This is a genomic window from Rothia halotolerans, assembly GCF_004136635.1.
Taxonomy (GTDB): Bacteria; Actinomycetota; Actinomycetes; order Actinomycetales; family Micrococcaceae; genus Rothia; species Rothia halotolerans.
The window spans coordinates 310,032-335,921 of sequence record NZ_NOIU01000002.1 but is presented as its reverse complement, the minus strand read 5'-3'; the positions used below and the strand labels follow the sequence as shown (position 1 = coordinate 335,921).

Below are 25,890 nucleotides of genomic sequence, written 5' to 3'. Positions count from 1 at the left end.
TGTACTAGCTGCCCGCGTCTTTCCGCCTACCGCCGTCTCATGTCAGGATGTGACGCCATGAGCTCCACGAGCCGTCTCGCGAGGTCATCCTTGCCGCCGGCGACGTCGGTCTCCTCGGTCTCGGAGCCGCGCCGGACCAGGATCGTCGCCGCGGTCCGGTCGCTGCCGAACACGAGGTCGGTCCCCACCTGGTTGACCACCAGGACGTCGCTGCCCTTGGAGCATAGCTTCGCCCGGCCGAGCTCGGCCACGCTCGCCTCCTCGGAGCCGGTCTCCGCCGCGAACCCCACGATCAGCGCGGGCGCGGGGCCGCCCTCCCCCCGCCGCTGGACGACCTCGCGCAGGATGTCGGGGTTGCGGACCAGCTCGATGACGGGCGCGTCGGTCGCCTCGGGGTCCTTCTTGATCTTGGACTCGCGGTATGCGCCGGGCCGGAAGTCCGCGACGGCGGCCGTCATGACCAGCGCGTCCGCGGGCTGCTCGGCGAGGGCGGCGAAGACCGCCTCGCGCAGCTCCAGCGCCGTGCCCACGCTGCGGATCGTCAGGCCCGCCTCCTCCGCCGGGGCGGGGACCTCGGTGTGGGCCAGCAGCAGGGTGACCTCGGCGCCGGCGTCCAGCGCCGCACGCGCCACCGCGATGCCCTGCTTCCCCGAGGATCGGTTGCCGAGGAACCGCACCGGGTCCAGCGGCTCGCGCGTGCCGCCGGCGGTGACGACGACGCGGCGCCCGCCGAGCGGCCCCTCACGCCGGGGGCCTCCGGGCGTCCGGTCCCCGGCCCGCTCGTCGTCGGCACGCGGGCCGGCGTGCCCGGCGGTCTGAGGCCGGACCTCGGTGCGGGCGGTGGCCCGGGGCCGGGTCCCGGCGTGGGCGGCCAGGGCGGCGTCGCGGATCTCGGCCGGCTCCGGAAGCCGCCCGGCGCCGCTGTCCCTGCCCGTCAGGCGCCCCACGGCGGGCTCGACCACCGTGTACCCGTACCCGCGCAGGATCTCCACGTTGCGGCGGGTGGCGGGGTTCTCCCACATCTGGGTGTGCATGGCCGGGGCGATGACCACGGGACAGGTGGCAGTGAGCACGGTCCCGGTCAGCAGGTCGTCCGCTCGGCCGGCGGCGAGCCGGGCGAGCAGGTCCGCGGTGGCCGGCGCGACGACGATCAGGTCCGCCTGCTCCCCCTGCCGGACGTGGTTGACGGTCTCCACGTCCTCGAAGACGGAGACCCGCACGGGATGCCCGGAGAGCGCCTCGAAGGTGGGAGCCCCCACGAAGCGCAGGGCGGAGTCGGTGGGCATGGGGACGACGTCGTGCCCCGCTTCGCTGAAGAGACGCAGAAGCATCGCGGCCTTGTACGCCGCGATGCCTCCGCCGATACCTAAGATGATGCGCACCTACGGTAGTCTAGCCGCCGTGTCCGGCCGCCCCAACCATCCCGAGGTCCGTGCGCGCGTGCCGAGGGCTACGCCTCCGGCTGGCCGCCCTGGCCGTCCTCCTCGTTGCTGAACTCGACGAACGGCTCGGAGATCTCCTCGATGCCGGTCGGGAACAGGTCGGAGGTGAAGAAGTCGGAGACGGGCTCCTCGTCGTGGATCAGCTGCCCGTTCTCGTTGAAGCGCCCGCCCTCGACGTGGTGGGACTCGATGACGTCCTCCTCGATCTCGCGCATGGCGATCGAGAGGGACTTCTCGTTGACGTCGGTGTCCACCAGGGGGCCGACGTGCTCGAAGAGGCCCTCCTGCAGCTGGGAGTAGTAGGCGTTGATCTGACGGGCCCGGCGCGCGCCGAAGATGACCAGCCCGTACTTGGACTCGGCCTTGCTCAGCAGCGAGTCGACCGAGGGGTCGATGATGCCTTCGTGTTCGGAAAGTGACAAGAGCTTCTCCCGTGTCTGTTGACGTGGGGGGCGGGACCCCGCCCCGTGCGATGGAGCATCCGCGCGAGGGACCGTGTCAAGCGCCTCGCCGGCAAAACTAAAATCCCAGCATACCGCGCGATCCGTGAAAGCGCATGGTCCCGGCGGGGATGTGCGCGGCGACACCCGCCGGCAGGGCGAGGCCGCGATCAGCTCCCGGAGGCCACCGAGTCGGCGCCCATGAGGGAGACGATCTCCTCCGCGGCCCGCTCGACCGTGTCGTTGACGACCGTGACGTCGAACTCCGGCTCGGCCGCGAGCTCCTCCTTGGCGGTCTCGAGCCGCTGCCGCTGCTCCGCGGCGGATTCGGTGCCCCTGCCCTGCAGGCGGGAGACGAGCTCCTCCCAGCTCGGCGGGGCTAGGAAGATCAGCCGTGCCTCGGGCATCGAGTTGCGGACCTGACGGGCCCCCTGGAGGTCGATCTCCAGGAGCACGTGGCTGCCGGCGGCCAGGGCGCGCTCCACCGTGGAGCGCATGGTGCCGTAGCGATGCGTGTTGTGCACGGTGGCCCACTCGAGCAGCTGGTGGTCCCGGACCATCGCGTCGAACTCCTCGTCCGAGACGAAGTGGTAGTGGACCCCGTCCCGCTCCCCCGGGCGGGGGTCACGGGTGGTGGCCGAGACCGAGAACCACACCTTCGGATAGTGCTCGCGGATGTACGCGGAGACCGTGCCCTTGCCGACGGCGGTGGGACCGGCCAGCACTGTCAGCCGCGGTGTGTGGTTCTCGGCCATGGCGACTCACCCTTCGAGGTATGTGATCAGACTGCTGCGCTGGTGCGCACCCAGCCCCCTGAGCCTCCGGCTCGGGGCGATCTTCAGCTCGCGCATGATCGAGGCCGCCCGGATCTCACCGATGCTGGGGATGGACTTCAACATATCCTCGACGCGAATGCGTTGCAAAGCCTCGTTGGCGTCGGCCCGGTCGAGGAACTCCTCGATCGAGACCTCCCGCTTCTTGAGGGCCAGCTTCGCCTCCGCTCGCTCCTGGCGCGATCGCTTCGCCTTGTCGCGGGCCGCGGCCCTTTCTTCTTCCGTCAGAGGGCGCAATGCCATGAATACTCCCTTTCTCTTGCCGCGAGGAATTCACGTGATGTGTGAAATGCCCCAAACTTTTCCTCGCGACTGGGAACCAAAGTACCCCAAAAGACCCCGATCTGCCACATGTGACGCGGAACGGCGGCCGATTCGAACGGCCGGCATATATGCCGGTCCCGCACCGAGTGACGTACTCAATAGTACGTTTTCGACGATCCGTGGAACCGTCGCCGGAGAGGCTCTAAAAGCTAAAGCTTTTAATAAAAAATCGCGGGGAAAAGGTGCATACCTTCTCCCCGCGATGCATCGCCATTCGCTTCGAATCGCCGTGTGACTAGCCGAGAGCCTCCCCCAGGGCTTCGTTGCAGCGTCGGATCTCCGCCTCCAGCGCCCCCTGGGCCGGGCCGTGCCGCAGCACGCCGCGGGAGGAGGAGACCAGCACCTTGTCGGTCGCGCCCCGGAAGACGCGGGCCAGATCCTCCTCGGAGGCGCCCTGCGCGCCGTAGCCCGGGGCCAGGACGAGCCCGTTGAAGGCGGCCAGGTCGATCCCCAGCTCCTCCAGCACGGGACCCACCGTGGCGCCGACCACCAGGCCGCACGGGCCGGCGTGCTCCCACTCGCGGCGGGCGTTCTCCTCCCGGGCCGCCTGGACGGTCCCGGCCGCCACCGACTCGGGGCCGCCGCGGTGCTGGACCGAGGCCCCCTCGGGGTTGGAGGTCAGGGCCAGCACGAAGGTGCCGCGGCCGTTCTCCTCGGCGAGGTCCAGGGCCGGGCGCAGCGACTCGAAGCCCAGATAGGGGCTCAGCGTCACGGCGTCGGCCGCGAGCGGGGAGCCCTCGCCGAGCCAGGCGCTGGCGTAGGCGGCCATCGTGGAGCCGATGTCGCCGCGCTTGGCGTCGGCCACCGCCTCCAGCCCGCGCTCACGGGCCCCGGCCAGGACCTCCTCGAGGACCGCGAGCCCGCGCGAGCCGTGGCGCTCGAAGAGGGCGACCTGCGGCTTGACCGCGGCGGCGGACCCGGCGGCGGCGTCGAGGGTCCGCAGCGCGAAGCTGCGCAGGCCCTCGGCGTCGTCGGCCAGCTCCCAGGACTCCAGCAGGCCTGGATGGGGGTCGATCCCCACGCACAGCGGCCCGCTGCGGCGCATCGCCGCGTAGAGGCGGTCCCCCGCGCTCACGCCGCGCCGCCGGCCAGCTGCGCCTCGTGCTCCTGGAGGGTCATGACCCCCCAGGAGTGCTGCCGCTGGGCGTCGATGGACTGGATCGCCGCGCCGAACTCGGAGATCGTGGTCATGACCGGCACGCCGACGCTGGTCGCCGCCGCGCGGATCTCGTAGCCGTCGCCGCGCGCCTCGCCGCCGCCCGAGGGGGTGTTGAAGATCAGGTCGATCTCCCCGTCGGTGACCATGTCCACGATGCTCCGCTGGCTCTCGGCGGCCTCGGCCAGCTTGGCGACCACGGTGCACGGGATGCCGTTGCGGCGCAGCACCTGGGCGGTGCCGCCGGTGGTGACGATCTCGAAGCCGAGGTCGTGCAGCATCTTGACGTAGATGACCGCCGCCCGCTTGTCCCGGTTGGCGACCGAGACGAAGACCCTGCCCTCGACGGGCAGCGCGCTGCCGATAGCGGCCTGGGACTTCGCGAAGGCGGTGTCGAAGAACCGGTCCAGGCCCATGACCTCGCCGGTCGAGCGCATCTCCGGCCCGAGCAGGGAGTCCACGGCCTCGCCCTCGGGGGTGCGGAAGCGGCTGAACGGCAGGACCGCCTCCTTCACGGCGATCGCCGCGTCCTCCGGGTAGCGGGCGCCGTCCAGGTGGGTCGGGAGCACGCCGCGCTCGGTCAGCTCCGCGATGGAGGCGCCGGTGCCGATCAGCGCCGCGGCCTTGGCCAGCTGCACGCCGGTGGCCTTGGAGACGAAGGGCACCGTGCGCGAGGCGCGGGGGTTCGCCTCGATCACGTACAGGATGTCCGAGGCGACGGCGAACTGGATATTGATCAGCCCGTGCACGCCGACGCCGCGGGCGATGCCCAGCGTCGCCTCCCGCACCCGCTCGATCACGTCCGGCCCGAGGGTCACCGGCGGCAGCACGCACGCGGAGTCGCCCGAGTGGATGCCCGCCTCCTCGATGTGCTCCATGACGCCGCCGAGGTAGAGGTCCTCGCCGTCGTAGAGGGCGTCGACGTCGATCTCGATCGCGTCCTCGAGGAACTTGTCGATCAGCGCCGGCTGCATCGCGGAGACCTCGGTGGCGTTGGCCAGGTACCGGGAGAGGCTGGCCTCGTCGTACACGATCTCCATGCCGCGCCCGCCCAGCACGTAGGAGGGCCGGACCAGCACGGGGTAGCCGATGCCGTCGGCGATCCGCTTGGCCTCCTCGAAGGTCGAGGCGGTGCCGTTCTTCGGAGCGATCAGCCCGGCGCGGTCCAGGACGTCGGAGAACTCCCCGCGGTCCTCGGCCAGGTCGATGGCCTCGGGCGAGGTGCCCAGGATCGGCACGCCGGCCTCCTTCAGCTCGGCGGCGAGCTTGAGCGGGGTCTGCCCGCCGAGCTGGACGTAGACGCCCTTCAGCCCGCCGGTCCGGCGCTCGGAGTCGATGACCTCCAGGACGTCCTCGAGCGTCAGCGGCTCGAAGTACAGCCGGGTGGAGATGTCGTAGTCGGTCGATACCGTCTCCGGATTGCAGTTGACCATCACGGTCTCGTACCCGGCCTCGCGCAGCACCATCGAGGCGTGCACGCAGGAGTAGTCGAACTCGATGCCCTGGCCGATGCGGTTGGGGCCCGAGCCGAGGATCATGATCGACTCGCCCGCGTGCTCGGCGACCTCGTCCTCCTGATCGTAGGAGGAGTAGTGGTACGGGGTGAAGGCCTCGAACTCGGCGGCGCAGGTGTCCACGGTCTTGAACACCGGACGGATGCCCAGCGCATGCCGCACGCCGCGGACCACGTCCTCGCGGGTGTGGGCCAGGGAGGCGATCTGCGCGTCCGAGAAGCCGTGGTGCTTCGCCTCCCGCAGGGTCTCCGGGGTCAGGCTCGGGTCCGCCCGCACCTGCTCGGCCACCTCGTTGAGCAGCTGCAGCTGATCCAGGAACCAGGGATCGATGCCGGTGGCCTCGTACATCGTCTCGAGGCTGGCCCCGGCGGCCAGGGCGCGGCGCACCTGGTGGATGCGCTGCGTCGTCGGCGTGCGGGTGGCCTCGACCAGCTCGGCCAGCTGCTCGGCGGGCAGCTCCTCGGCGGCGAAGTCGAAGGCGCCGTCCTTCTGCTCGAGCGAGCGCATCGCCTTCTGCAGGGCCTCGGTGAAGTTGCGGCCCAGGGCCATCGCCTCACCGACCGACTTCATGGTGGTGGTCAGCGTCGGGTCCGCGGCCGGGAACTTCTCGAAGGCGAAGCGCGGGACCTTCACGACGACGTAGTCCAGCGTCGGCTCGAAGGAGGCCGGCGTCTTCTGCGTGATGTCGTTGGGGATCTCGTCGAGGGTGTAGCCCAACGAGAGCTTGGTGGCGATCTTGGCGATCGGGAAGCCGGTGGCCTTGGAGGCCAGCGCCGAGGAGCGGGAGACACGCGGGTTCATCTCGATGACGACGACGCGGCCGGTCGCCGGGTCGATCGCGAACTGGATGTTGCACCCGCCGGTGTCCACGCCGACCTCGCGGATCACGGCGATCGAGACGTCGCGCAGCTTCTGGTACTCGCGGTCGGTCAGGGTCAGCGCCGGGGCCACGGTGATCGAGTCGCCGGTGTGCACGCCCACCGGGTCGAAGTTCTCGATCGAGCAGACGACCACGACGTTGTCGTTCTTGTCCCGCATCATCTCCAGCTCGTACTCCTTCCACCCGAGGATGGACTCCTCCAGGAGCACCTCCGAGGTGGGGCTGTACTGGATGCCGGCGCCGGCGATGCGGTGCAGGTCCCTCTCGTTGTAGGCCATCCCGGAGCCCAGCCCGCCCATCGTGAAGGAGGGGCGCACCACCATCGGGTAGCCGAGCTTCTCCGCGGCGGCCAGCGCCTCGTCCATCGAGTGGACGATCTCGGAGCGGGCGGACTCGGCGCCGCAGCGCTCGACGACGCCCTTGAACGCCTCCCGGTCCTCGCCGAGGTTGATGGCCTCGATGTTGGCGCCGATCAGCTCGACGCCGTACTCCTCGAGCACGCCCTGCTCGTCCAGGGCGATGGCGGTGTTCAGGGCGGTCTGGCCGCCCAGGGTGGGCAGGACGGCGTCGGGCCGCTCCTTGGCGATGATCTTGGCGACCGTCTCGGGCGTGATCGGCTCGATGTAGGTCGCGTCCGCGAACTCCGGGTCGGTCATGATGGTGGCCGGGTTGGAGTTGACCAGGATGACCCGGATGCCCTCGTCCTTGAGCACCCGCAGGGCCTGCGTGCCGGAGTAGTCGAATTCCGCGGCCTGGCCGATGACGATCGGGCCGGAGCCGATGACCAGGACGCTGTTGAGGTCGTGACGACGAGGCATGTGGCTACTTACCTGCTTTCTGGGAGCCGGCGGACATGAGGTCGGTGAAGCGGTCGAAGAGGTAGGCGGCGTCGTGCGGGCCGGCGGCGGCCTCGGGGTGGTACTGCACCGAGAAGGCGGGGACGTCCAGGCAGCGGATGCCCTCCACGACGTCGTCGTTCAGGCACACGTGCGAGACCTCGACGCGGCCGAACTCCTCCTGCGGAGCGGTGACCGGGCCCTCGAGCGGGGCGTCGACGGCGAAGCCGTGGTTCTGCGCGGTGATCTCGACCTTGCCGGTCGAGCGGTCCAGGACCGGCTGGTTGATGCCGCGATGGCCGAAGGGCAGCTTGTAGGTGCCGAAGCCCAGGGCGCGGCCCAGCAGCTGGTTGCCGAAGCAGATGCCGAAGAACGGGATGCCCTCGCGCAGCACCCGCCGCAGCAGCTCGACCTGCTCGTCGGCGGTGGCCGGGTCGCCCGGGCCGTTGGAGAAGAACACGCCGTCGGGGCTCAGGGCGCGCAGCTCCTCGAAGGAGACGGTCGCGGGGACCACGTGCACCCGCAGGCCGCGTTCGGCGAAGCGCCGCGGGGTCATCGACTTGATGCCGAGGTCCACGGCGACGACGGTGCCCAGCGGCTCCCCGCTCCAGCCGTGATCCGCGGGCTCGATGGTGAGGGTCTCCCCGACGCTCACCGTCTCCGCGAGCTTGGCGCCCTTCATGGAGGCCTGGCCGCGGACGGCCTCGAGCAGCTCGGCCTCGGGGCGCTGCGCCTCGGCGCCGGAGAAGATGCCCGAGCGCATCGAGCCGACGCTGCGCAGCCGGCGGGTCAGGGCCCGGGTGTCGATCCCGCGGATGCCGACGACGCCCTGCTCCTCGAGCTCCTCGTCCAGCGGCCGCTCGGACCGCCAGTTGGAGGGCCTGCGGGCGGCGTCGCGCACCACGTAGCCCTCGACCCAGATGCGGCGGGACTCGGCGTCCTCGGCGTTGACGCCGGTGTTGCCGATGTGCGGCGCGGTCTGCACCACGATCTGCCCGGCGTAGGAGGGGTCGGTCAGGGTCTCCTGGTAGCCGGTCATGCCGGTGGAGAAGACGGCCTCGCCCAGGGTGGCCCCCCGGGCTCCGTAGGCGCGGCCCCGGTAGACGGTGCCGTCCTCCAGGACCAGGACGGCCGGCTCGGTGGCCCCGGCCAGCGGGGCGGTGGTGGTGGTCATTGCGGTTCACTTCCTCACGTGCTGCGCGGCGGACGGCCGCGGCGTGGGTGGGTCTGGGGTGGTGTGGGGGCTAGGAGGCGGAGGCGCGGTCCGTGCCGGGCAGTGCATCGGCGGCCTCGGGGGCGATCTCCCGCAGGGCCTCGAGCAGGGGTGCCGCCTCGGCCGCGGCGCGGGTGCGCAGGCCGGTGTCGAGCAGCCGGTCGCCCAGCCGCCAGGTCACGACGACCAGGCCCTCCCGCTCGACGAACTTCCCGGCCATGCCGGACTCCCGGCGCAGCACCTCGATGCTCCCGGCCGGGATCCAGAGGTCGCGGGCGCCCTCGCGGGCCACGATCAGCCCGTCCGGGAAGACCAGGGCGCGGCCGTTGGCCTTCATGCCCAGCCCCTGGGCGGCGATGCGGTCCAGCCAGTCGCCTGCCGCGGTGGTGCTCACGTACTGGACCCGGGGCCCGAAGGCGGCCTCGGCGCCGTCGAGCTCCTCCGGGACCTCGGGCAGCGGGGCGAGGTCGGCCTGCCGCCCCCGGCGGGCGAGCCAGCCGCGGCGCAGCCCCCAGAAGACCAGCAGGGCGAGGATCACCAGGATCGCCGTGGTGAGGAGTTTGCTGTCCATGTCCGCCCCTTCCTAGGCGTCGGTGCGGGGGCCGGCCACGGCGCCGTCGAGCACGGTCGGGTGCCCGTGGCAGAACGTGGCGCGGATGCTCCCCGGGACCTCGAGGCCCCGGAACGGCGAGTTGCGGCCCTTGGTCTGGTGGTCCTCCGGGACCACCGTGCGGCGCGCCCGCGGGTCGACCAGCGTGATGTTCGCCGGCTCCCCGGCGGCCAGCGGGCGGCCCTGGTCCTCGATGCGGGCGATCCGGGCGGGGGTGACGGACATGATCCGGGCGACGCCGGCCCAGTCCATCGCGCCGGTCTCCACCAGCGCGAGCTGGACGATGGACAGGGCCGTCTCCAGCCCGGTCATGCCCATCGCGGCGCAGGACCACTCGCACTCCTTGGCCTCGATCGGGTGCGGGGCGTGGTCGGTGCCGATCACGTCGATCGTCCCGTCCGCGACCGCCTCGCGCAGCGCGAGCACGTCCTCCTCGGTGCGCAGCGGCGGGTTCACCTTGTACACCGGGTCGTAGGTGCGCGCCTTCTCGTCGGTCAGCAGCAGGTGGTGCGGGGTGACCTCGGCGGTCACGTCGATGCCGCGCTCCTTGGCCCAGCGCACGATCTCCACCGAGCCGCGCGTGGACAGGTGGCAGACGTGCACCCGGGAGCCGACGTGCTGGGCCAGCAGCACGTCGCGGGCGATGATCGACTCCTCCGCGACGGCCGGCCAGCCGGTCAGCCCCAGGTCGGCGGAGACGGCGCCCTCGTTCATCTGGGCGCCCTCGGTCAGCAGCGGCTCCTGGGCGTGCTGGGCGACGACGCCGTCGAAGGTCTTGACGTACTCGAGCGCCCGGCGCATCAGCACCGCGTTGTGCACGCACTTGCCGTCGTCGGAGAACATCCGCACCCCGGCGCGGGAGCCGGCCATCGCGCCGATCTCGGAGAGCCGCTCGCCGGCCAGGCCCACGGTCACCGCGCCCACCGGGTGGACGTCCACCCAGCCGGCGGCGCGGCCGAGCTCGTAGACCTGCTCGACGACGCCGGCCGTGTCCGCCACGGGATGGGAGTTGGCCATCGCGCAGACCGCGGTGTAGCCGCCCGCGGCCGCGGCCCGGGTGCCGGTCTCCACGGTCTCGGCGTCCTCGCGGCCCGGCTCGCGCAGGTGGGTGTGGACGTCGACGAAGCCGGGCAGGGCGATCAGGCCCTCGGCCTCGACGACCCGGGCGCCCTCGGCCTCCAGGTCCTGGCCGACCTCGGCGATGACGCCGTCGGCGATCAGCAGGTCTGCGGTCCGCTCCCCGAGCAGGCGGGCCCGGCGGATCAGGTACTTCTCAGCGGTCATGGTGTCCTTCTTCGTCGGGGCCGTGGGGGGCCTGCGGGCCGGTCAGCAGGTGGTACAGCACGGCCATGCGCACCGAGACGCCGTTGGTCACCTGGTCCAGCACCAGCGATCGGTCGGAGTCCGCGGCCTCGGAGCTGATCTCCAGGCCGCGGTTCATGGGGCCGGGATGCAGGATCGCGGTGCCGCCGCCGGCGGCCTCGAGGGCGCGCAGGCGCTCGGGGGTCAGGCCCCACAGGCGCGCGTACTCCTCGGCGGAGGGGAAGAACGCGGCGTTCATGCGCTCGCGCTGGATCCGCAGCATCATCACGGCGTCCTGGCCGCGGGCCAGGGCGGCGTCGAGGTCGTACTCGACGGCGACCGGCCAGGCGTCGACGCCGACCGGCAGCAGGGTCGGAGGCGCCACCAGGGTGACCTCGGCCCCCAGGGTATGCAGCAGCCAGACGTTGGAGCGGGCGACGCGCGAGTGCAGCACGTCCCCGACGATCGCCACGCGCAGCCCCGCCAGGTCGGTCCCGGCGGTGTCGGCCGAGGCCAGGCGGGCGCGGTGCTGCCGGAGGGTCATCGCGTCCAGCAGCGCCTGGGTCGGGTGCGCGTGGGTGCCGTCGCCGGCGTTGATGACCGGCGCGTCGATCCAGCCGCTGGTGGCCAGCCGCTGCGGGGCGCCGGATCCGGGGTGGCGGATCACGACGGCGTCGGCGTTGATGGCCTCGAGGGTCTGGGCGGTGTCCTTCAGCGACTCTCCCTTGGACACCGAGGAGCCCTTGGCGGCGAAGTTGATCACGTCAGCGGAGAGGCGCTTCTCCGCGGTCTCGAAGGAGATGCGGGTCCGGGTCGAGTCCTCGAAGAAGAGGTTGACCACGGTGCGCCCGCGCAGGGCGGGCAGCTTCTTGACCTCGCGGTGGCCGACCTCGCCCATCCTGTCGGCGGTGTCGAGCAGGGAGACGGCCTCCGCGCGGCTCAGGTCCCGGGTGTCCAGCAGGTGCCTCACGAGCGGTCCTCCGATCCGGCGGGGGCGAGGATCTGCACGCGGTCCGGGCCGCCGGCGGCGCCGTCGATCTCCTCGAGGTAGACCTTCACGGACTCGTCGAGGGAGGTCGGCAGGTTCTTGCCGACGTGGTCGGCGCGGATCGGCAGCTGGCGGTGGCCCCGGTCGATCAGCACGGCCAGCCGCACCACGGCGGGGCGGCCGAAGTCGGCCATCGCGTCCAGGGCGGCGCGGATGGTGCGCCCGGAGTAGAGGACGTCGTCGACCAGCACCACGTTGCGGCGGTCGATCCCGCGGGGCGGGAGCTGGGTCGGCATGGGGGTGCGGGAGGTGCTGCGGCGCAGGTCGTCCCGGTACATGGTGACGTCGAGCTGGCCCAGGCCCTCGGCCGGGTCGAAGCCGGGGTAGGAGCGGGCGATCTTCTCCGCGATGCGGCGTGCCAGCGGGTAGCCGCGGCGCGGGATGCCCAGCAGGACGAGTCCGTCGGTGCCCTTGTTGGCCTCGACGATCTCGTGGGAGATCCGGGTCAGGGCCCGGTCGACGTCGGCAGCGTCGAGAATGACCCGGGCGCGCCGGGGGGTCCCCGTTCCGGGACCCTCGATGCTCTCCGATGGCTCTCTCATGTGCGTTCGCCTCCTTCCCCGCCTCACAGGACGGAATTTAAAGGTTGCTCGGCGCCCTCGGCGGGCACCTGCATGTCAAGGTACCACAGCCGCCGGCCCCGGGGAGCGCCCGGAGCCGGAGCCGGGAGCCCCTCAGGCCAGCAGCGTCGGCTTGACCTTCTGGAGCCGCCCCAGCAGCCCGTTGACGAACCGCGGGGAGTCGTCGGTGGAGTGGGTGCGGGCCAGGCCCGCGGCCTCCGAGACGGCGACGGCGTCCGGGACGTCGTCGTTGTACAGCAGCTCCCACGCCCCGATCTTCAGGATCGCGCGGTCCACCGACGGCATCCGGTCCAGGGTCCAGCCCTTCGCGTAGGTCTCGAGGTACTCGGAGATCTCCTCGTCGTGCTCGATGACCCCGCGGACGATCTGCTCCGAGTAGGAGGAGATCAGGGCGGAGGTGTGGAGCCGGCGCCGCGAGAGGACCTCGAGCAGGTCCTCGCGGCGCTCGTCCGCCTCGAAGAGGACTTCCAGGGCGCGGATCCGCGCCTTCGTCAGGGACCTCACTCGTTGACGCGCCCGAGGTAGTCGCCGGAACGGGTGTCGACCTTGACCTTGGTGCCCTGGTCCACGAACAGCGGGACCTGGATCTGGTAGCCGGTCTCCAGCGTCGCGGGCTTGGTGCCGCCGGTCGAGCGGTCGCCCTGCAGGCCCGGCTCGGCGTAGGTGATCTCCAGGACCACCGACGGCGGCATCTCGATGTACAGGGGCTCGCCCTCGTACAGCGCCACGGTCACGTTCTGGTTCTCCAGCATGAAGTTGGCGGCCTCGCCGACCACGGCCTCGGGGACGTTGATCTGGTCGAAGGTCTTGTTGTCCATGAAGACGTAGTCCGCGCCGTCCTGGTACAGGTACTGGTACTCGGAGCGGTCCACGGTGGTGACGTCGACCTTCGCGCCGGCGTTGAAGGTCTTGTCCACGACCTTGCCGCTGGTGACGTTGCGCAGCTTGGTGCGCACGAACGCCCCGCCCTTGCCGGGCTTGACGTGCTGGAACTCGATGACGCCCCAGAGATTGCCGTCCAGCTTCAGGATGGTCCCGTTCTTGATGTCGTTGGTCGTTGCCACGAACGCTCCTTCTCAGTTCTTGGGCACGCGACGTCGTCGGACGCCGCCGGTGGATCGGTAGCCATTGTAGCGCCTCGGGCCCCGCTCCCCCGCGCCGGCCGGCCGGCTCAGGCCTCCTCCGCGATCTCCTGGTAGGTCGCGAAGAGGATCGACTCGTCCGGGACCTCCATGATGCGCGGGGAGCCGACGGCGTCGAGCACCACGAAGCGCAGCAGGTTGCCCCGGGTCTTCTTGTCCCGGTGCATCGCGTCGCTGAGCTGCTTCCAGCGGCCTCCGCGGTAGCTCACCGGCAGCCCCAGGGACTCCAGGACGGCGCGGGTGCGGTGCACCACCTCCTCGTCCAGGTTCCCGGCGGCGGCCGCCAGCTCCGCGGCGAAGACCATGCCGACCGCGACCGCCGCGCCGTGGCGCCACTGGTAGCGCTCCGCCAGCTCGATGGCGTGCCCGAGCGTGTGCCCGTAGTTCAGGAACTCCCGGCGCCCCGACTCCCGGAGGTCCTCCGAGACGATCTCGGCCTTGACCCGGACGGAACGCTCGACGAGCTTGCGGACCACCGACGACTGCGAGTCCCGGACGCGGTCTGGGTTCTCCTCGACGAGCCGCAGGATCTCCGGATCCGCGATGAAGCCGCACTTGACGACCTCCGCCATGCCGGTGAGCAGCTCGTTGACGGGCAGGGTCAGCAGGGTGTCGAGGTCGCACAGGACCGCCGCCGGCGGGTGGAAGGAGCCCACGAGGTTCTTGCCCTCGGCGGTGTTGATGCCGGTCTTGCCGCCCACGGCGGCGTCGACCATGCCGAGCAGCGTCGTCGGGATGTGGACCACCCGCACTCCGCGCAGCCACGTCGCGGCGACGAAGCCGGCGACGTCGGTCACCGCCCCGCCGCCGACCGAGATGACGACGTCGGAGCGCGTGAAGTCGTTCTGCCCCAGCACTTGCCAGCAGAAGGCCGCCACCTGGACGTGCTTGCCCTCCTCGGCGTCGGGGATCTCCGCCGAGAACGACTCGTAGCCGGCGGTGCGGAGGTCGTTCATGACCAGCTCGCCGGTCGAGCGCAGCGCCCGGGGGTGGACGACCAGGACGCGCTGCGCCCGGGGCCCGAGGATGTCCGGCAGCCGGCCGAGCAGGCCGTGCCCGATCAGCACGTTGTAGTTCTCGCTCGGCTGCCTGCCCGTCACGGGGACGGTGGTCACGGTGGTGTTCTCTTCGGCCATGGGTGCTCTGCCGGTTCCTTCCTGGGGAGTCAGCGGCCGGCGGCCGGGCCGCGGATCGCGCGGTCCAGCTCCTCGGCCATGTCGTTGATGCTGCGGTCGCCGCTGGCGTCGATGACGACGTCAGCCAGCGCCTCGTAGGTCTCCTTGCGCTGCTCGAGGATCTCCTTCCACCGGGCCACCGGGTCCGGCCGGAGCATCGGCCGGCTGGTGTTCCCGGCGATCCGGGGCTCCACGGTCTCGGCGTCGATCCGGAGGTAGACGACGCGGTGCTCGGCCAGCCGCTCCCGGACCCGCGGCGTCATCGGCGCGCCGCCGCCCACCGAGAAGATCGCGCCCTCGTACTCGGGGTCGCCCAGCACCTCGGTGATCGTGTCCGCCTCGAGGTCGCGGAAGTACCGCTCGCCGTAGGTCTCGAAGAGCTCCGAGATGACCCCGTGGCGGGAGACGATGAGCTGGTCGGCGTCGACGAACTTGTATCCGTGGAACTTCGACAGGTGCAGGGCGAGGAAGGACTTGCCGGCGGCCATCGGGCCGATGAGCACGATCGGGCCGCGCGGCTCCTCGTGCTCGCTCAGCGACCTGATCAGAGCGGGGTCCAGGCGGTCGTCGCCGCTGCCTGCGGTCTCCAGGGGGTTCTTGGGAGGCACGGCTACTCGACCCGCCCCTCTGCGTCGGAGACCGAGTGCAGGCTCTCCGGGATCGCGGCCAGGTACGCCTCGACGTTGCGGCGGGTCTCCGCGATCGAGTCCCCGCCGAACTTCTCGGCGTAGGCGTCGGCGAGCACGAGCGCGACCATCGCCTCCGCGACGACGCCGGCCGCCGGCACCGCGCACACGTCCGAGCGCTGGTGGTGGGCCTTGGTGGCCTCGCCGGAGGAGGTGTCCACCGTCCTCAGCGCCTTGGGCACCGTGGCGATCGGCTTCATCGCGGCGCGCACCCGGAGCGTGTCCCCGATGCTCATGCCTCCCTCGATGCCGCCGGCGCGGTTGCTGGTGCGGCGGATCCCGCCCTGCTCGGCGGCCTCGATCTCGTCGTGGGCGGCCGAGCCGCGGCGGGCCGCGGTGCGGAAGCCGTCCCCGACCTCGACGCCCTTGATGGCCTGGATGCCCATCAGCGCGCCGGCCAGGCGGGAGTCGAGGCGGCGGTCCCAGTGGACGTAGGAGCCCAGGCCCGGCGCCAGGCCGTAGGCCAGGACCTCGACGACGCCGCCGAGGGTCTCGCCCTCCTTGTGGGCGGCGTCGACCTCGGCCACCATCGCCTCGGAGGTCGCGGCGTCGTGGCAGCGCAGCGGGTCGGCGTCGAGGGCCCCGACATCGCCCGGGCCCGGCAGGGCGGCGTCCTCGGGCGAGGAGACGGTCCCCACCGCGGTGGTGTGGCTGACCAGCTCCGCGCCGAGGGCCTTGAGGATCTGGGCGGCGACGACGCCGAGCGCGACCCGCGTGGCGGTCTCCCGAGCACTGGCCCGCTCGAGGACCGGGCGGGCCTCGTCGAAGCCGTACTTCTGCATGCCGGTGAGGTCCGCGTGGCCGGGCCGCGGCCGGGTCAGCGGCGCGTTGCGGGCCCGCCCGGCGAGGACCTCGGGGTCCACGGGGTCGGAGGACATGACGTCGGTCCACTTCGGCCACTCGGTGTTGGCGATCTCGATCGCCACCGGGCCGCCCTGGGTCACGCCGTGGCGGACGCCGCCGAGGATGCGGACGCGGTCCTCCTCGAACTTCATCCGGGCCCCGCGCCCGTACCCGAGGCGGCGGCGGGCCAGGGCGTCGCGGATGTGCGCCGAGGTGAGCTCGACCCCGGCGGGGACGCCCTCGATGATGCCCACCAGCGCCTCGCCGTGGGATTCTCCTGCGGTCAGCCAGCGAAGTGTCACGTACGGTCCTTCTCTCTCGTCCGGCCGCCCGCCTCGCGCGGGCGCCCGTGATGCTTCAAGTACATTGTGGGCCGCAGGCCGGCCCGCGCGGCACCCCGTCCGGGAATGGCCCACTATGTGAAGGGCCGACGCCGCCGGGCGGGCCCTCCCGGTCCGGGCTCAGCCCGCGCGCGGGGCGAGCAGCGCCTCGTCGGAGATCTCGCGCGGGACATAGTCCCGCGGCCCGAGGCCGACCGCCCGGGCCATGGCGGCGAGCACCGCCTCCTGACGGGGCAGCGGCTCCTCCAGCGGCGCGCCCGTGAACAGCTTGACCTGGTCCACCGCCTGGTAGAGGAGCATGTCCTTGCCGGAGACCACGCGGGCGCCGCGCGCCGTCGCGGCCTCGGCCAGGGCGGAGGGCCACGGGTCGTAGGAGACGTCGAGCACGGAGGTGCGCCCGAGGTCCTCAGGCAGCCGCTCCGCCTGGGCGTCGAAGGCGCGGGCCGGCAGGGTGCAGATCGCCAGCTCCGCCGCGCCCAGCTCCGCCGCCGCGCGCTCGAGCCCGCGGAACTGGAGCTCCATGCCGATCTGACGGGTCACGGACTCCACCCGGGCGGCGCGGGAGGGGTCGCGGACGTAGACGCGCACGGCGTCGGCGCCGAGGACGTGCAGGGCGGCCGCCGCGGCGGTCGCGGTCCCCCCGCCGCCGATGATCGCCGCGCGCAGGCCCGTCGAGCCGCTGACCCCCGCGTGGCGCAGGGCGTTGACGATCCCGGAGACGTCGGTGTTGTGGGCGAGGACCTCGACGGCGCCGTCCCGGCGCACGGGGGCCAGGGTGTTGGCCACTCCCACCAGCCGGGCGAAGCCGGTGGCACGGCCCGCCCAGTCCAGCACGGCCGACTTCAGCGGCATCGTGACCGAGAAGCCCCGCCAGCGGGGGTCGGCCAGCGCGGGACGGGCGGTGTCCCCCAGCGTCTCTTCCGTGACCTCGCGGCGCTCGTAGCCCAGGTCGGCCCCGAGCACCTCGTAGGCCGCCCGGTGCAGCGCCGGGGAGAGGCTGTGCTCGATGGGGCTGCCGAGCACAGCGGCCCATCCGCCGCGGGCCCCGCCGAGATCGGTCTCCGCGGTCATCAGACGCACTTCCCCTCGTTCTCGGAGCACCACTGCTCGTACTCGGCGACGTTCTGCTGGTGCTCCTCGTAGGTGCGGGCGAACTTCGTCTCGCCCGTGTCGAGGTCCACCGTGACCCAGAAGTAGTAGTCGTTGTCCTCGGGATCCGCGGCGGCGCTCAGCGCGGTCTTGTCCGGCGAGCCGATCGGGCCGACGGGGAGCCCCTGGTGGGCGAAGGTGTTGTACCGGTTGCCCGTGTCCGCCTTCTGCTCGTTGGTGATCTGGTAGGTCTTCTCCCCCAGGCCGTAGGCGACCGTGGCGTCGGACTGCAGGAAGCCCTGCGTCTCGCCGTCGGGGTTCTCGATCCGGTTGTCGATGGCGCCCGCCACCGCCGCGTAGTCCTGCGGCGTCGCCTCGAACTCGAGGATCGAGCCCACGGTCACCGCGTGGAAGATCTCCTCGTCGTCGGTGATGTCCAGGTCCGCGAGGTCGTCCTTGGTCCGCTGCGTCATCTCCTCCAGCACGTCCTCCGCGCCGGCGTCGGTCGGGAAGCGGTACTCGCCGGGGTGCAGGTAGCCCTCGAGGGTTGGGAACTCGTCGGGGATGCCGAAGGCGGCCGTGTCGTCCTCGAACTGCTCGAACTCGGAGACCGGGATGCCCGTGGCCTCGGCCAGCTGGTCGAAGGTCTCGTCCATGCGCAGGCCCTGGTTGATGGCCACGTAGTGCTCGGCCGCTCCCCCGGTGCCCAGCATCGAGTCCACGGCCGACTCCGAGCTCATCCGCTCCTGCAGCTCGAAGGTCCCGGGCTGGATGAACTGGCCGTCGGAGCGCTCCTCGTAGACGTCCAGGAACCGCTCGGCGTCCGCGACGACGCCCTCGCTCTCGAGGTTCTGCGCGATGGTGGCGTTGCCGTCGCCGTCCGAGACGGTGAAGGTCACCGAGGTGCCGTTGCCCTCGCCGTGGTAGTCCTTGGTCTGGAACAGCCCGAGCCGGGGTCCCACGATGGTCCCCGAGATGATCAGGGCCACGGCGAAGAGGACGATGGCGGTCAGCATCGTGTTGCGCCGGCGGAGATGCCTGCGCTTGGCGTCCTCGGGAGAGATCTCCTCGTGCTCCACGCGCAGGGGCCCGTAGCCGGCGCGCTCCTCGGCCTCCGTCGGCGCGAGCAGGCCGTGCAGGGTCTCGCCCTCCTCGCGTCCGCGGCGGCGTCGTGGGGAATCGTGGTTCACGAAGGGTCTCCCATCTGATCGGGAACGACGCCGGGTCCGGTTGGCTCCGGGCCCGGCGCGCTCTGCGACCGCACCCGATGGCCGGCCAGTGATTGATCGTTCTTCAGCGCGTCGAGGCACTGCTGGAGGATGTTGACGGCGGCCACCTGGTCCACCACGGCCCGGAAGTCCCGCGAGGAGACCCCCGCCTCGTGCAGGGACCTGTGGGCCGAGACGGTGGTGAGGCGCTCGTCGACCAGCCAGACGGGGATCTCCTCGCCGTCCTCCGCGAGCTCCCGGACCAGCCCGGCCGCGTAGTCCTCGGCCATGCCGGTCGAGGCGCTGGATCCGCCCCGCATGGTCCGGGGCCAGCCGACGAAGACCTCGGTGACCTCGTGGACCCGCAGGAGCCTGCGCAGCACCCGGCGGTCGGAGTCGGTGTTGACGTTGCGCTTGAGGGTCTTCAGCGGGGTCGCCAGGATCCCGTCGGGGTCGCTCAGGGCGAGGCCCACGCGGGCGTTGCCCACGTCGACCCCCATCCTCACTCCTCGCTCGAACACGCTGTGGCCTATCCGCTCGTCGCTTCTACTTCGCCTCGCTCGAGACCTGGGCCTTGACGGCGTCGAAGGCGACGCCGATCTTGCTCGGGTCCTGACCGCCGCCCTGGGCGAGGTCGTCCTTGCCGCCCCCGCCGCCGCCGAGCGCCCCGGCCGCGGTGCGCACCAGCGCACCGGCCTTGACCCCGGCCTCGCGGGCGGCCTCGTTGGTCGCGACGACCACCACGGGCCGCCCCTTCTGCACGCCGGCCACCGCCACGGCGGCCGGATCCCCGCCGAGGCGGTGGCGCAGGTCGGTCGCGAGCGAGCGGACCTCGTCGGCGGCGACCTCGCCGGCGTCGTGCACCAGCAGGCGAACGCCGCCGATCAGCTCGGCCTTCTCGGTGAGCCGCCCGGCCTCGGCCTGCAGCTTCTCCCGGCGCAGCTTCTCGAGCTCCTTCTCGGCGCTCTTCAGCCGGTCCAGGGTGCTGGAGATCTTCTCCGGCAGCTCCGCGGAGGACTGCACCTTGAGCATCGAGGAGAGCTGGCTGACCAGCGTGCGCTCGGTCGCGAGGTGGTTGAAGGAGTCGAGCCCCACGAGGGCCTCCACGCGCCGGTTGCCCGAGCCAACCGAGGCCTCGGAGATCAGCGAGAGCGAGCCGATCTCGGCGGAGCTGCCCACGTGGGTGCCGCCGCACAGCTCGCGGGAGAACTCGCCGTTGATCTCGACGACGCGCACCACGTCGCCGTACTTCTCACCGAACAGGCTCATGGCGCCCATGGCCTTGGCCTCGGCCAGCGGCATCTCGCGGGTCACCACCTCGTGGTTGTCCCGGATCGCGGTGTTGGAGACCTCCTCGACCTCCTGGCGGGCGGCGCCGGAGAGCCCCTCGGCCCAGGCGAAGTCGAAGCGCAGGTAGCCCTCCTTGTTGAAGGAGCCGCGCTGGACCGCCTCGGGGCCGAGCACCGTGTGCAGGGCCGCGTGGACGATGTGCGTGCCGGAGTGCGCCTTCTCGGCGTCGCGGCGGCGCTGCACGTCCACCTGGGCGACGACGTCGCTGCCGGCCACAACCTCGCCCTCGGTCACCTGCGCGCGGTGCACCGTGAGCCCCTTGACCGGCTGCTGGACGTCCGTGACGCGCAGGGTGAAGCCCGGCCCGGTGATCAGGCCGGTGTCCGCGGCCTGGCCGCCGGCCTCGGCGTAGAACGGGGTCTCGTCCAGGACGACCTCGACCTCCTGGCCCACGCCGGCCGCCGGCGTCGTGACGCCCTTGATGAGCAGGGCGCGCAGCGTCGTCTCGGTGCGCAGCTGGGTGTACCCGGTGAAGACCGAGGCGCGCTCGTCCACGAGCTCGCGGAAGGCCGAGAGGTCGGCGTGCGAGCCCTTCTTGGCCTTGGCGTCGGCCTGGGCGCGGTGGCGCTGCTCGGCCATCAGGGAGCGGAAGGACTCCTCGTCCACGGCGACGCCGGCCTCGGCCGCCATCTCCAGGGTGAGGTCGATGGGGAAGCCGTAGGTGTCGTGCAGCGCGAAGGCGTCCTCGCCGCTCACGGCAGTACCGCCCGACTTGGCCTGGGTCACGGCCTCGCCCAGGCGCGCGGTGCCGGACTCGATGGTGTGCAGGAAGGCCCGCTCCTCGGCGTAGGCGATCCGGCTGATCCGCTCGTAGTCGGTGGCCACCTCGGGGTAGACCCCCTTCATGGCGTCGCGCGAGACGGGCAGCAGCTCCGGCAGGCAGGGCTCGGTGACGCCCAGCAGGCGCATGGCCCGGATGGCGCGGCGCAGCAGCCGGCGCAGGATGTAGCCACGGCCCTCGTTGGAGGGGGTGACGCCGTCGGTGATGAGCATCAGCGAGGAGCGGATGTGGTCCGCGACGACGCGCATCCGCACGTCGTCCTCGTAGCCCTCGTCCGCAGAGGACTCGGAGCCGCTGTAGCGCTTGCCGGAGAGCTCGGAGGCCTTGTCCAAGACGGGACGGACCTGGTCGGTCTCGTAGAAGTTCTCCACGCCCTGCAGCAGCATCGCCAGGCGCTCCACGCCGAGGCCGGTGTCGATGTTCTTCCGGGGCAGCTCGCCGAGGATCTCGAAGTCCTTGCCGACGCCCTCACCGCGCTGGAACTGCATGAACACGAGGTTCCAGATCTCGATGTAGCGCTCGTCGTCGACCGCGGGGCCGCCCTCCTGCCCGTAGGCGGGGCCGCGGTCGTAGAAGATCTCGGAGTCGGGACCGGCGGGGCCCGGCTGGCCGGTGTCCCAGTAGTTCTCCTCCATGTTCATCCGCTGCACGCGCTCGGCGGGGAACCCGACGTCGCGGGTCCAGATGTCGTAGGCCTCCTGGTCGCCCTCGTAGACGGTGACCCAGAGGCGCTCGGGGTCCAGCCCGTAGCCGCCCTCCTCGACCGGGGAGGTCAGCAGGTTCCAGGCGAACGGGATGACCTCCTTCTTGAAGTAGTCGCCGAAGGAGAAGTTGCCGGCCATCTGGAAGAAGGTGCCGTGGCGGGCGGTCTTGCCGACCTCCTCGATGTCCTTGGTCCGGATGCACTTCTGAACCGAGACGGCCCGCGAGTAGGGCGGGGTCTCCCGGCCCAGGAAGTACGGGATGAAGGGAACCATGCCGGCGATCGTGAACATCGAACCGGCCTCGTGGGAGATCAGCGAGGACGAGGGCACCGCGGTGTGGCCGCGCTCCTCGAAGTAGTCGATCCAGCGCTGGGTGATTTCCTGGGAGAGCATGTGGCTTGATTCGTCTTTCGTCCGGTGGGTTCTGAGCTGAGAGGGTGAGGCCGGGGGCCGTCAGGCGCCGCGCCCCGTGAAGAAGTCGTCGGGGAGGTCGTCGTCCCGGTGCCCGCCGGAGCGGCGGTCCCGCGGTCCGGGAGCCGGGCCGCCGGAGGCCGGGCCCCTGGGGGCCGGGGAGTCGGGGGTCTGAGCGCCGGGCCCGAGGGCGTCCGGGGCCGGGGGCTGGTGTCCGTGCGGGGGGTGAGTCTGGTGCCCGTGCGGCGGGTGAACGGGACGGGGACTCTCCGGGGCGGGCGCGAGCCTCTCCCACGCCGCGGGACGCGGGCGCTGGGTCGGTACAGCGTAGCGGCCGTTCAGCTCGTCCTCGCGCTCCTGCATCCCCTGCTTGACCGTCGCGGCGAAGCGGATGGCGCCGAGAGCGCCGCGGCGCAGGGGCTCGGCGGCGCGGGAGTCCCACAGCCGGCCCAGCGGCGTCTCCGGCCCGGAACGGTGCGCCGGCGTGCCGCCGCGGGTCACCAGCTCGCCGGCGACCTCGAGGGCCGTGCGGCCGCGCTTGGCGGCGACGTACCCCACGGCGGCTCCCGCCAGAAGCATCCCGACGCGTCCCCAGGCGCTCATCGCGGACCCCCGTCCTCGGCGGCGTCCTGCGGGGCGGATCCCTCGGAGCCGGGCCGGGCCGCGCCGTCGTGCGGGCGGAAGGCCTTGCGGACGCCGTAGGAGAACGACGCCATCTTGATCAGGGGCTGCCCCACGGTGGAGGCGACCAGGCTGGAGAGCGCGGAGACGTTGGCGGAGGCGTCCGAGACGTTGTCCGTGATGCCGTCGACCTTCTCCAGCTGGGAGTTGGTGGTGGAGACGGTGCGGGTGAACTCCTCGATCAGCGGCCCCGTCCCCTCGTTGAGCTGGCGGACCATCTCCCGGGTCTCGTCGAAGACCCTGCCCAGCTTGATGATGGGCATCGCCAGCAGCGCGACGAGGACGGCGAACACCGCCGCCGCGATGAGTCCTGCGATCTCTCCGCCCGTCATAGGTGAACCGTCTCCTCGATGACTCGTCTGTGGTGCTGGCGCTGTCCCCGGTTTCTCGTCTCCGGACGCACAACCTGTCTTAGTTTACGTCATCCGACTTTTAACGTGCCGACGGCCCGTGGCGGATGCCCCGGGCCGTCGGTCGGCTTCACGTCCCTACGCCATGCGGGCGTAGTACTCGACCACGAGCTGCTCCTCGCAGGTCACGGGAACCTCGGCGCGCTTGGGGGCGTGCTCGAGCTTCGCGTGCAGCTTGTCGATCTCGACGTTCAGGTATGCCGGGGTGTCCGGGAGGACATCCTGGTGCGCGCCGGTGGCGGCGACCTGGAACGGCTCCATCTTCTCGGAGCGCGGGTGCACGTGGATCAGCTGGCCGGCCTTCACGCGGAAGGAGGGGCGGTCCACGCGGACGCCGTCGACCATGATGTGACGGTGCACCACGAGCTGGCGGGCCTGGGCGATGGTCCGGGCGAAGCCCGAACGCAGCACCAGGGCGTCGAGGCGGGACTCGAGGATCTCGACCAGGTTCTCACCGGTCTGGCCCTCGACGCGCTTGGCCTCGGCGTAGGCCCGGCGCATCTGGGCCTCGCGGATGTTGTACTGGGCGCGAAGACGCTGCTTCTCGCGCAGACGCACCGCGTAGTCGGAGTCGGCCTTCTTGCGGGCACGGCCGTGCTGGCCGGGACCGTAGGGACGACGCTCGAAGTACTTCTCTGCCTTCGGGGTCAGGGCGATCCCGAGGGCACGGGACTTGCGCACAAGATTGCGCGCACGCTTGCTGTTGGTAGCCACGTATTGCCTTTCATGCGGTTGATCCCGGGCGCGGTAGCCCGGCACCATTTGTTCTGCCGGACTGGCCTCCATCGGGGTGGCCGCGCACGGTTTTGCGCGGTGGAGAGCTCGGGTCAGCCGCAACCCTCACTACAACCGCCCGGTGATCACCCCGCGGGGCGCGTTTTGGACGGCTTGCCAGCCAACCACCAACCCTAGACCAACCGTGCAGGATTGTCAGTGCCGCGCGGCACCCGTGGGATGTGTCCTGCGTCTCCTGTGCTGGGGGCCGTGTCCCCCGCTATCCGCCCCGTCGCCCGCGCAGCAGGTCCCGGATGATCGCCACGCGCCGCTTCAGGCCCTTCTCCGCCCCGTACTCGGTGGGCCGGTAGTACTCCTTGCCCACCAGCTTGTCCGGGGCGTACTGCTGGGCGGCGACGGCGTGGGGCGCGTCGTGCGCGTAGATGTAGCCGCGGCCGTGGCCCAGCCGGGCGGCGTCGCCGTAGTGGGCGTCCCGCAGGTGGGTCGGGACGGGGCCGGCGCCGCCGGCGCGCACGTCGGCCAGGGCGCCGTCGATCGCGGTGATCACGGCGTTCGACTTCGGCGCGGTCGCCAGGTGGATGACCGCCTGGGCGAGGTTGATCCGCGCCTCGGGCATCCCGATCAGCTGGACCGCCTGGGCGGCGGCCGTGGCCGTCTGCAGCGCCGTCGGGTCCGCCATGCCGATGTCCTCGCTCGAGTGGACCACGAGGCGGCGGGCGATGAAGCGGGGGTCCTCGCCGGCCTCGATCATGCGGGCGAGGTAGTGGAGGGCGGCGTCGACGTCGGAGCCGCGGATGGACTTGATGAAGGCGGAGATGACGTCGTAGTGCTGGTCCCCCGCGCGGTCGTAGCGCAGCGCGGCGCGGTCCAGCGCCTCCTCCGAGTGCTTCTCGGTGACCGTGATCGGCTCCTCGGCGTCCTCCGACTCCCCGTAGGCGACAGCGGCGGCCGCCTCCAGGCTCGTCAGCGCCCGGCGGGCGTCCCCGCCGGACATCTCGACCAGGTGCCGCCTCGCCTCGGGCTCGAGCTCGACCGAGCCGCCCAGCCCCCGCGGGTCCGCGACCGCGCGGTCCAGCAGGGCCCCGATGTCGGCGTCCTCCAGGGGCTTGAGCGTCACGAGGATGGAGCGGGAGAGCAGCGGCGAGATGATCGAGAAGGAGGGGTTCTCCGTGGTCGCGGCGACCAGGACCACCCAGCGGTTCTCGACGCCGGGCAGCAGCGCGTCCTGCTGCGCCTTGCTGAAGCGGTGGATCTCGTCCAGGAACAGCACCGTGGTCATGCCGTGCAGGTCGCGGTCCGTCAGGGCCTGCTCCATCACGGCCCGGACGTCCTTGACCCCGGCCGTGACCGCCGAGAGCTCGACGAACTTGCGGCCGGTGCCGCGGGCGATCACGTGCGCGATGGTCGTCTTGCCCGTGCCCGGCGGACCCCAGAGGATCACCGAGGAGGGGCCCGCCGGGCCGGAGTCCTCCCCCGCCAGCACCCGCAGCGGGGAGCCGGGGGTCAGGGCGTGCTGCTGGCCCACGATCTCCTCGACGGCGCGGGGCCGCATGCGGACCGCCAGCGGCGCGCGGGACCGCCGGGAGCGGCCGGCGGCGTCGTCCCCCCGCTCGCCGTCCCCGGCCGCGGGCCCGGCGCCCTCGGGCAGGTCGTCGTCGGCCTGGTCGAACAGGGACTGGGTCATGAGGGCCTCCGCTCTCCGGGCAGCAGCTCCGCGCTGTCCAGCACCAGGGTGAAGGGGCCGTCGTTGACGAGCTCGACGTCCATGTGCGCGCCGAACCGGCCCGTCTCCACCCGCGCGCCGAGCTCCCGGAGACGGGCGACGTAGGCGGCGAAGACCGGCTCGGAGGCCGGGCCCGGGGCGGCGGCAGACCACGAGGGGCGCCGCCCCTTGCGCACGTCGCCGTAGAGGGTGAACTGGCTGACCGCCAGGATGGGGGCGCCGGTGTCGGAGCAGGAGCGCTCCCCCGGCAGCAGGCGCAGGCCCCAGGTCTTCGCCGCGAGCTTCTCCACCTCGGCCGGGCCGTCGCCGTGGGTGATCCCCACCAGCGCCAGGAGCCCGGGCCCTTCGATCTCGCCCACCACCTCGTCCTCGGAGGTGACGCGGGCGCGGGAGACGGTCTGGAGCACGATGCGCATGCCTCCACTCTACCGG

The 25,890-nt window shown here is 71.8% G+C and carries 25 protein-coding genes; all 25 read right to left on the bottom strand.

The features are described from left to right. Nucleotides 1-26: 26 nt before the first annotated feature. The 25 genes from EWV39_RS06475 to dtd all read right to left on the bottom strand — a co-directional run bounded on the left by EWV39_RS06475 (nucleotide 27) and on the right by dtd (nucleotide 25,874). On the bottom strand, nucleotides 27-1,382 hold the full coding sequence (locus EWV39_RS06475) for a bifunctional phosphopantothenoylcysteine decarboxylase/phosphopantothenate synthase (protein WP_129657931.1): 1,356 nt from the start codon (nucleotides 1,380-1,382) through the stop codon (nucleotides 27-29). A gap of 68 nt (nucleotides 1,383-1,450) precedes the next feature. After that, nucleotides 1,451-1,864, bottom strand: a complete 414-nt coding sequence (gene rpoZ / locus EWV39_RS06470) for a DNA-directed RNA polymerase subunit omega (RefSeq protein ID WP_129657929.1) — start codon at nucleotides 1,862-1,864, stop codon at nucleotides 1,451-1,453. A gap of 188 nt (nucleotides 1,865-2,052) precedes the next feature. Beyond that, nucleotides 2,053-2,637 (bottom strand): guanylate kinase, encoded by a 585-nt coding sequence (gmk, locus tag EWV39_RS06465; protein ID WP_129657927.1) that lies wholly within the window; start codon nucleotides 2,635-2,637, stop codon nucleotides 2,053-2,055. A 6-nt stretch (nucleotides 2,638-2,643) separates the two neighbouring features. Then, a complete protein-coding gene (gene mihF / locus EWV39_RS06460) occupies nucleotides 2,644-2,958 on the bottom strand; it encodes an integration host factor, actinobacterial type (protein ID WP_129657925.1) in 315 nt (104 codons plus the stop codon). A 316-nt stretch (nucleotides 2,959-3,274) separates the two neighbouring features. After that, nucleotides 3,275-4,084, bottom strand: a complete 810-nt coding sequence (pyrF, locus tag EWV39_RS06455; RefSeq protein WP_129659122.1) for an orotidine-5'-phosphate decarboxylase — start codon at nucleotides 4,082-4,084, stop codon at nucleotides 3,275-3,277. Nucleotides 4,085-4,110: 26 nt separating this feature from the next. Beyond that, on the bottom strand, nucleotides 4,111-7,407 hold the full coding sequence (gene carB, locus EWV39_RS06450; RefSeq protein ID WP_129657923.1) for a carbamoyl-phosphate synthase large subunit: 3,297 nt from the start codon (nucleotides 7,405-7,407) through the stop codon (nucleotides 4,111-4,113). 4 nt (nucleotides 7,408-7,411) lie between these two features. After that, a complete protein-coding gene (gene carA / locus EWV39_RS06445; protein WP_129657921.1) occupies nucleotides 7,412-8,599 on the bottom strand; it encodes a glutamine-hydrolyzing carbamoyl-phosphate synthase small subunit in 1,188 nt (395 codons plus the stop codon). A 70-nt stretch (nucleotides 8,600-8,669) separates the two neighbouring features. Beyond that, nucleotides 8,670-9,209, bottom strand: a complete 540-nt coding sequence (locus EWV39_RS06440; RefSeq protein WP_129657919.1) for a PH-like domain-containing protein — start codon at nucleotides 9,207-9,209, stop codon at nucleotides 8,670-8,672. 12 nt (nucleotides 9,210-9,221) lie between these two features. Beyond that, complete coding sequence (locus EWV39_RS06435) at nucleotides 9,222-10,532, bottom strand: dihydroorotase (RefSeq protein WP_129657917.1); 1,311 nt, start codon at nucleotides 10,530-10,532, stop codon at nucleotides 9,222-9,224. Then, nucleotides 10,522-11,520, bottom strand: coding sequence for an aspartate carbamoyltransferase catalytic subunit (locus EWV39_RS06430; RefSeq protein ID WP_129657915.1), 999 nt, complete (start codon nucleotides 11,518-11,520; stop codon nucleotides 10,522-10,524). Before EWV39_RS06430 ends, EWV39_RS06435 begins: the two co-directional genes overlap by 11 nt. Next, complete coding sequence (gene pyrR, locus EWV39_RS06425; protein WP_129657913.1) at nucleotides 11,517-12,140, bottom strand: bifunctional pyr operon transcriptional regulator/uracil phosphoribosyltransferase PyrR; 624 nt, start codon at nucleotides 12,138-12,140, stop codon at nucleotides 11,517-11,519. Before pyrR ends, EWV39_RS06430 begins: the two co-directional genes overlap by 4 nt. A 132-nt stretch (nucleotides 12,141-12,272) precedes the next feature. Beyond that, nucleotides 12,273-12,683, bottom strand: a complete 411-nt coding sequence (gene nusB, locus EWV39_RS06420; protein ID WP_129657911.1) for a transcription antitermination factor NusB — start codon at nucleotides 12,681-12,683, stop codon at nucleotides 12,273-12,275. After that, nucleotides 12,680-13,243, bottom strand: a complete 564-nt coding sequence (gene efp, locus EWV39_RS06415) for an elongation factor P (protein WP_129657909.1) — start codon at nucleotides 13,241-13,243, stop codon at nucleotides 12,680-12,682. Before efp ends, nusB begins: the two co-directional genes overlap by 4 nt. Before the next feature lie 107 nt (nucleotides 13,244-13,350). Next, a complete protein-coding gene (gene aroB / locus EWV39_RS06410) occupies nucleotides 13,351-14,457 on the bottom strand; it encodes a 3-dehydroquinate synthase (protein ID WP_129657907.1) in 1,107 nt (368 codons plus the stop codon). 29 nt (nucleotides 14,458-14,486) lie between these two features. After that, the gene (locus EWV39_RS06405; protein WP_238148128.1) at nucleotides 14,487-15,104 is read right to left on the bottom strand and encodes a shikimate kinase; all 618 of its coding nucleotides are present in this window, start codon (nucleotides 15,102-15,104) and stop codon (nucleotides 14,487-14,489) included. 2 nt (nucleotides 15,105-15,106) lie between these two features. Then, the gene (gene aroC / locus EWV39_RS06400) at nucleotides 15,107-16,327 is read right to left on the bottom strand and encodes a chorismate synthase (protein WP_129657905.1); all 1,221 of its coding nucleotides are present in this window, start codon (nucleotides 16,325-16,327) and stop codon (nucleotides 15,107-15,109) included. A 159-nt stretch (nucleotides 16,328-16,486) separates the two neighbouring features. Continuing rightward, the gene (locus EWV39_RS06395) at nucleotides 16,487-17,437 is read right to left on the bottom strand and encodes a shikimate dehydrogenase (RefSeq protein WP_129657903.1); all 951 of its coding nucleotides are present in this window, start codon (nucleotides 17,435-17,437) and stop codon (nucleotides 16,487-16,489) included. After that, nucleotides 17,437-18,645, bottom strand: coding sequence for an endolytic transglycosylase MltG (mltG, locus tag EWV39_RS06390; RefSeq protein ID WP_238148126.1), 1,209 nt, complete (start codon nucleotides 18,643-18,645; stop codon nucleotides 17,437-17,439). The genes EWV39_RS06395 and mltG overlap by 1 nt, the downstream gene beginning before the upstream one ends. After that, entirely contained in the window at nucleotides 18,642-19,163 is a 522-nt protein-coding gene (ruvX, locus tag EWV39_RS06385) for a Holliday junction resolvase RuvX (protein ID WP_129657901.1), read from the bottom strand. The genes mltG and ruvX overlap by 4 nt, the downstream gene beginning before the upstream one ends. Nucleotides 19,164-19,209: 46 nt before the next feature. Then, on the bottom strand, nucleotides 19,210-21,891 hold the full coding sequence (gene alaS / locus EWV39_RS06380) for an alanine--tRNA ligase (RefSeq protein ID WP_129657899.1): 2,682 nt from the start codon (nucleotides 21,889-21,891) through the stop codon (nucleotides 19,210-19,212). Nucleotides 21,892-21,951: 60 nt separating this feature from the next. Further along, nucleotides 21,952-22,512, bottom strand: coding sequence for a hypothetical protein (locus EWV39_RS06375; RefSeq protein ID WP_129657897.1), 561 nt, complete (start codon nucleotides 22,510-22,512; stop codon nucleotides 21,952-21,954). Next, the gene (locus EWV39_RS06370; RefSeq protein WP_129657895.1) at nucleotides 22,509-22,922 is read right to left on the bottom strand and encodes a DUF948 domain-containing protein; all 414 of its coding nucleotides are present in this window, start codon (nucleotides 22,920-22,922) and stop codon (nucleotides 22,509-22,511) included. Before EWV39_RS06370 ends, EWV39_RS06375 begins: the two co-directional genes overlap by 4 nt. A 156-nt stretch (nucleotides 22,923-23,078) precedes the next feature. Next, nucleotides 23,079-23,714 (bottom strand): 30S ribosomal protein S4, encoded by a 636-nt coding sequence (gene rpsD, locus EWV39_RS06365; protein WP_420329946.1) that lies wholly within the window; start codon nucleotides 23,712-23,714, stop codon nucleotides 23,079-23,081. 280 nt (nucleotides 23,715-23,994) lie between these two features. Beyond that, nucleotides 23,995-25,419, bottom strand: a complete 1,425-nt coding sequence (locus EWV39_RS06360) for a replication-associated recombination protein A (RefSeq protein ID WP_129657892.1) — start codon at nucleotides 25,417-25,419, stop codon at nucleotides 23,995-23,997. Next, nucleotides 25,416-25,874, bottom strand: a complete 459-nt coding sequence (gene dtd / locus EWV39_RS06355) for a D-aminoacyl-tRNA deacylase (protein ID WP_129657890.1) — start codon at nucleotides 25,872-25,874, stop codon at nucleotides 25,416-25,418. The genes EWV39_RS06360 and dtd overlap by 4 nt, the downstream gene beginning before the upstream one ends. Nucleotides 25,875-25,890: the final 16 nt, after the last annotated feature.

Excerpts from the sequence above, each read along its gene's own strand:
- mihF (WP_129657925.1), bottom strand. The coding sequence starts at position 2,958 with ATGGCATTGCGCCCTCTGACGGAAGAAGAAAGGGCCGCGGCCCGCGAC.
- EWV39_RS06360 (WP_129657892.1), bottom strand. The coding sequence starts at position 25,419 with ATGACCCAGTCCCTGTTCGACCAGGCCGACGACGACCTGCCCGAGGGC.
- EWV39_RS06395 (WP_129657903.1), bottom strand. The coding sequence starts at position 17,437 with ATGACCGCGGAGACCGATCTCGGCGGGGCCCGCGGCGGATGGGCCGCT.
- EWV39_RS06435 (WP_129657917.1), bottom strand. The coding sequence starts at position 10,532 with ATGACCGCTGAGAAGTACCTGATCCGCCGGGCCCGCCTGCTCGGGGAG.
- EWV39_RS06440 (WP_129657919.1), bottom strand. The coding sequence starts at position 9,209 with ATGGACAGCAAACTCCTCACCACGGCGATCCTGGTGATCCTCGCCCTG.
- carB (WP_129657923.1), bottom strand. The coding sequence starts at position 7,407 with ATGCCTCGTCGTCACGACCTCAACAGCGTCCTGGTCATCGGCTCCGGC.
- carA (WP_129657921.1), bottom strand. The coding sequence starts at position 8,599 with ATGACCACCACCACCGCCCCGCTGGCCGGGGCCACCGAGCCGGCCGTC.
- EWV39_RS06375 (WP_129657897.1), bottom strand. The coding sequence starts at position 22,512 with ATGAGCGCCTGGGGACGCGTCGGGATGCTTCTGGCGGGAGCCGCCGTG.
- alaS (WP_129657899.1), bottom strand. The coding sequence starts at position 21,891 with ATGCTCTCCCAGGAAATCACCCAGCGCTGGATCGACTACTTCGAGGAG.
- pyrF (WP_129659122.1), bottom strand. The coding sequence starts at position 4,084 with ATGCGCCGCAGCGGGCCGCTGTGCGTGGGGATCGACCCCCATCCAGGC.
- dtd (WP_129657890.1), bottom strand. The coding sequence starts at position 25,874 with ATGCGCATCGTGCTCCAGACCGTCTCCCGCGCCCGCGTCACCTCCGAG.
- ruvX (WP_129657901.1), bottom strand. The coding sequence starts at position 19,163 with ATGGGGGTCGACGTGGGCAACGCCCGCGTGGGCCTCGCCCTGAGCGAC.
- aroB (WP_129657907.1), bottom strand. The coding sequence starts at position 14,457 with ATGGCCGAAGAGAACACCACCGTGACCACCGTCCCCGTGACGGGCAGG.
- gmk (WP_129657927.1), bottom strand. The coding sequence starts at position 2,637 with ATGGCCGAGAACCACACACCGCGGCTGACAGTGCTGGCCGGTCCCACC.
- pyrR (WP_129657913.1), bottom strand. The coding sequence starts at position 12,140 with ATGAGAGAGCCATCGGAGAGCATCGAGGGTCCCGGAACGGGGACCCCC.
- EWV39_RS06370 (WP_129657895.1), bottom strand. The coding sequence starts at position 22,922 with ATGACGGGCGGAGAGATCGCAGGACTCATCGCGGCGGCGGTGTTCGCC.